Here is a 4430-nt window from a genome sequence, read left to right on the forward strand (position 1 = left end):
AGCTCCAGTATTCGCTCCTCGGCGATGTTTCCCTTGTTTGAGAAGTTGACGACCACAACGTTGTGCTTCTGGCCGAAGCGGTGCACCCGGCCGATCCGCTGCTCCACCCTCTGCGGGTTCCACGGCAGGTCATAGTTGATGAGCATCGAACAGAACTGGAGGTTGATACCCTCGGCTGCAGCTTCCGTGGCGATCATGATCGTGCCGTGATCCCGGAAGTAGTCGACCAGGGCCTTCCGTCGGTCAGCAGTGGCGATACCCGTGACCAGGTCACTGCCCTCGTTCTCGGCGAGCCAGGCCCGGTAGATCTCGGTCTGCTCCGGGGCGTTGTTGGAACCGTTGAACAGGACCAGCCCCTCACCCCTGCCCATCTCGGTCAGGGTACGGGCGATGTAGGACTGTGTCTTCGTGGAATCGGTGAAGATGATCGCCTTCTCCGCCGCGCCCAGGTCCCGGAGCTTGGCGAAGCCCCGGTCCAGGGCCTCTCCCAGCTTCACAGCCTTCTGGTTCACCGTGATGGACCGGGCCAGGGCCGCGTAGTCACGGAGTTCCCGGACCTCGTCCTTCATCGCGGCCACGGTCTTCGGGGCAAGTCCCGCATCAGACGCCGTCCGCGTCCTGCGGGACCGGTTGCCTGCTCCGTCCAGTCGCTCAGCGTCCTCCAGGATCTCCCCGGTGACCTCGTCGCCCGCCATGAAGTCCGACTCGACCAGGCCACCCCGACCATCCCGGTACTTACCCGCCGCAACCTCGTCGGCGAGACGGTTGGCGATGTTCTCCAGGGTGCTCGCCACCGCATAGGTCGATGAGCCGAGACGCTTACGGATGATCAGGGCAGACAGGTGCCGCTGGCTGCCGGCGAAGGCGAACAGCTCATCACGCTGCAGATAGTCGTTCACCAGGTCGTAGAGCCGGATCTCGTCCGTAGACGGGGTGAACTCCACGGTCAGCGGCAGACGCTTGGTGAAGTGGATGTACTTGTCGGCGTCCTTGCGCAGGGTCCGCTTGGCGATCAGTGCCACGCGGTCCACCAGGTCATCATCGCCGATGAGGTCCCGGTTCTTCACGTAGCGTTCCCGGAAGGCATCCAGGGAGTGGAAGTAACCCGGGTCAAAGACCGAGACCAGACCGTAGAGTTCCTCCAGTTTGTTCTGGAGCGGGGTCGCCGTCAGCAGCACCGTCTTGTGCGCATTCCGGATGATGTGGGCGATCGCCGCCGGGGACTTCGTCTTCCCGGTCCAGAAGTTACGCAGTCGGTGTGCCTCATCAGCGACCACGAGGTCCCAGGACTTCAGCAAGTCGTTCTCGTGTCGGGTCGCAAACTCGTAGGAACAGATCAGGACCTCGGCTCCCCGACCATCCACCTGCGCCAGCAGGGTGTCCTTAGTCTTCGAGTCAAGGATGCTCGCGGGGATGAGGAACTTCTCGTAGAGTTCCTGCTTCCACTGTTGCCGCAGGCTCGACGGTGCGACGATGAGAATCCGTCGACGACGCTCCGACCAGTACTGGGAGATGACAATGCCGGCCTCGATGGTCTTCCCCAGTCCAACCTCGTCCGCCAGGATCACGCCGGGAAGGAACGGGGTCTGCAGGGCGAACAGCGCAGCGTCGATCTGGTGCGGCTTCGGCTCGACCTGCGCATCGAACAGCAGACCAGCCAACTTGCCGACGTGGTCGTTGGCGTAGCTCCGCTGCAGCTCATAGGCGTAGTACTTCGCCTGGTAGTCGCTGAGATGCGAAGCGTCGGGTGTCATCGTGTTGATCTCCTCTGTACTGAACCCTGCCTCAGCCAGGACTCACATGCGTGTGACTCTACCGGGAGGTTACGAGACGGTAAGTACCTCCCCCAGCAGAGGTTCACCACGTGTACCCACGTCACCCTGTCCCGTACACCACCAACGGAAGTACTGAGGCCGGGCCGGTGGAGCTGTCCGTGACAGATTCCGCGGTCAGCCCGCGCAGCAGTTCCCCGGCCAGCGGGGCGCCGTTGCGCTCACACCAGGCGGCGTCCCGCTGCCGTGTCGCACTGTCGAGGACGCGTCGCCCGCCGAAGACCAGCAGTTCCAGCCACTCGGTGATCCGCCCGGCCGGAGTCGGGCCGGCGGGGACCGCCAATGGCGCGACCGGGGCGTCGTCCGCCACCGGGGCCCCGTCAGGGACCCCCTGACCTTTCACCCGGTCGAGTCCCGGGTAGATGACCTCATCGCCGAACCAGACCGCCACCGCCTCCCCCGACGAGGTGACGACGGTCACCGGGGTGGCGCTCTCCTGAGCACCCTGCAGCTTCGTGACCAGTCCGTCGACCCCGCAGGCCCGCGCCGCCCGGGAGAAGCGCGCCGACCCTGCCATACCGTCACAGTCAAGTTCCACGCCTTTCCTGGACACCGAGAGAACAGTTCCGGTGAGCCCGGTGGGCACAGTGGGCACGGTGAGCACAGTGGGTACCGTCTCCGACGGACCGGACACCGCCTCCCGGACATCGTCGACGGTCAACGGCGCACCGAGCGCGGCGCGCACCGCCTTCCCCGAACCGAGCCGACCGTCGGCGGAGACCGTCGCCCCGGACACCAGCACCTTGTGCCGCGCCAGCTCTGACAGGGACGCACGCACATCACCGATCCCCGCCGGCCCGTGCCAGATCCGGGGGACGTCGGCGCGGTCCCCCGGCGGAGTCCTTCCCAGGGTGTAGCGTGACCCCGCCTCCGGCACCTGACCGGCGAGGATCACCGACGCGCCGGCGAACCCGGACGCGGTGACCACGGGTTCCGCACCGACCGGGACCAGTGTCGCCGACCCGAGATCACCGTAGACGCGCCGGGCGGTCCCCACCGCGTCCGCGTCGCCCCGTCGCAGCAGGTGGCAGGTGAGCAGAACGCCGGTGACCGAGTCGGTCACGGACGCACGGTTGACCGGACGCCCCTCCCGCAGGTCAGTCGCCGCAGCCACCACGCCGGTCAGTGCCCGCTCCAACCGGTGCAGCCGGGCGACCCGCACCCGTTGCAGGCTCGCCTCCAGGGCGACCGCGTGGTGCAGCGGCAGATCGGTGAGCCCGTACCGCAGCACCTCGGCGAGACCGTCGGTGACCACGTCGACGAGTTCCACCGCGTCCCGGTCGAGCACCACCTCCCGCGTCGCCGACGCCGGGGAGGACGCCGGCTCCACCGGACGGCCGGTGTCCGACGTGTCCGGCCTGTCCGAACCGTCCGATCCGTCCGATCCGTCCGAGGTCACCGTCAGACACACCGCCCCGACATGGGCGCACCGCGGCGAGAGCAGGCAGGTGCAGGTCAGATCGGCCAGGGTCACGGTCTCGGCACCGACTGTGACCGCCGGTCCGGCCGGCCCGTCGACCGGATCGCCGACCTCCAGTGTCTCCGCCCTCCTCCGCAGTCGCCCGGGCAGCGCGGCAAGACGCTCGGCAGCCAGCCCAGGAGACAGCCCAGGAGACAGCCCAGCGGCCGGCACAGGATCAACGCTCATGGGCACCCACGGTACCCACCTACAATCGGACACCGTGCAGCCCGCAACGCAAGCCCAGCGTCCCACCGCCGAAGTCCGCCACGCCGACGAACTGGCGGCCCTCGCCGCCGTCGAGGGGCCACGCCCTCCCGGTTGGCGGCTCACCCCGCGCGCCGTCGTCGAGTTCGTCTGCGGCGGAGAAGACCCGAAGTTCGTCGGGGACCGGGCGCTGGTCGAACGCTGCGTCGTCACCCTCGCCGGAGCCCGTGGCCTGCTGCTCGTCGGTGAACCGGGCACGGCGAAGTCGATGCTCTCCGAACTGCTCGCCGCCGCGGTGTGCGGCACCAGTGAGCTGACCGTGCAGGGCAGCGCGGGCACCACCGAGGACCAGCTGCGTTACGGGTGGAACTACGGCATGCTGCTGGCGTCCGGACCGAGCGAGGACGCGCTGGTCCCGTCCCCGGTGATGACCGCGATGCGCACCGGCCGGGTCGTGCGCGTCGAGGAGATCACCCGCTGCCTGCCGGAGATCCAGGACGCCATCGTCCCACTGCTGTCCGAGCGCCGCCTCGCGGTGCCGGAGCTCGGGGCGTTCTCGGTGGAGGCCGCGCCCGGGTTCTGCGTCATCGGCACGGCGAACCTGCGGGACAAGGGCGTCTCGGAGATGTCCGCGGCACTGAAACGACGCTTCAGCTTCGAGGAGGTTGAACCGATCGCCGACCGGGATCGGGAGATCGCGCTGGTCACCCGGCAGACCGCGGAGGCACTCGTCGCCGCCGGCGTGCCCGCCGAGGTGGACACCCCGCTGGTGGACGCCCTGGTCACCGTCATGCGGGACCTGCGTCGCGGTGTCACCGGTGAGGGGTGGGCGGTGGAACGGCCGTCGACGGTGATGTCCACCGCGGAGACCGTGGCGATCTCCCAGTCACTGGCCCTGGCGAACGCCTTCTTCCCGCCGACAGAGTCGGAGG

3 protein-coding genes are annotated in these 4430 nt (G+C 68.1%); 1 reads left to right on the forward strand and 2 read right to left on the reverse strand.

All coding sequences use genetic code 11. The annotated features are described in order from the left end of the window. Both QZV72_RS11500 and QZV72_RS11505 read right to left on the reverse strand, forming a co-directional pair. Positions 1-1754, reverse strand: a 1754-nt coding sequence (locus tag QZV72_RS11500) for an SNF2-related protein (protein WP_297008615.1), incomplete at its 3' end; no start/stop codon positions are given. A gap of 121 nt (positions 1755-1875) precedes the next feature. Next, complete coding sequence (locus QZV72_RS11505) at positions 1876-3480, reverse strand: hypothetical protein (RefSeq protein WP_297008617.1); 1605 nt, start codon at positions 3478-3480, stop codon at positions 1876-1878. Positions 3481-3514: 34 nt separating this feature from the next. Between QZV72_RS11505 and QZV72_RS11510 the strand changes: the two genes are divergently transcribed. Next, the coding region (locus tag QZV72_RS11510; RefSeq protein ID WP_297008619.1) for an AAA family ATPase at positions 3515-4430 on the forward strand (916 nt) is incomplete at its 3' end.

The sequence above is a fragment of the uncultured Corynebacterium sp. genome, from assembly GCF_902782855.1.
In the GTDB taxonomy this organism is placed as follows: Bacteria; Actinomycetota; Actinomycetes; order Mycobacteriales; family Mycobacteriaceae; genus Corynebacterium.

Excerpts from the sequence above, each read along its gene's own strand:
- QZV72_RS11505 (WP_297008617.1), bottom strand. The coding sequence starts at position 3,480 with ATGAGCGTTGATCCTGTGCCGGCCGCTGGGCTGTCTCCTGGGCTGTCT.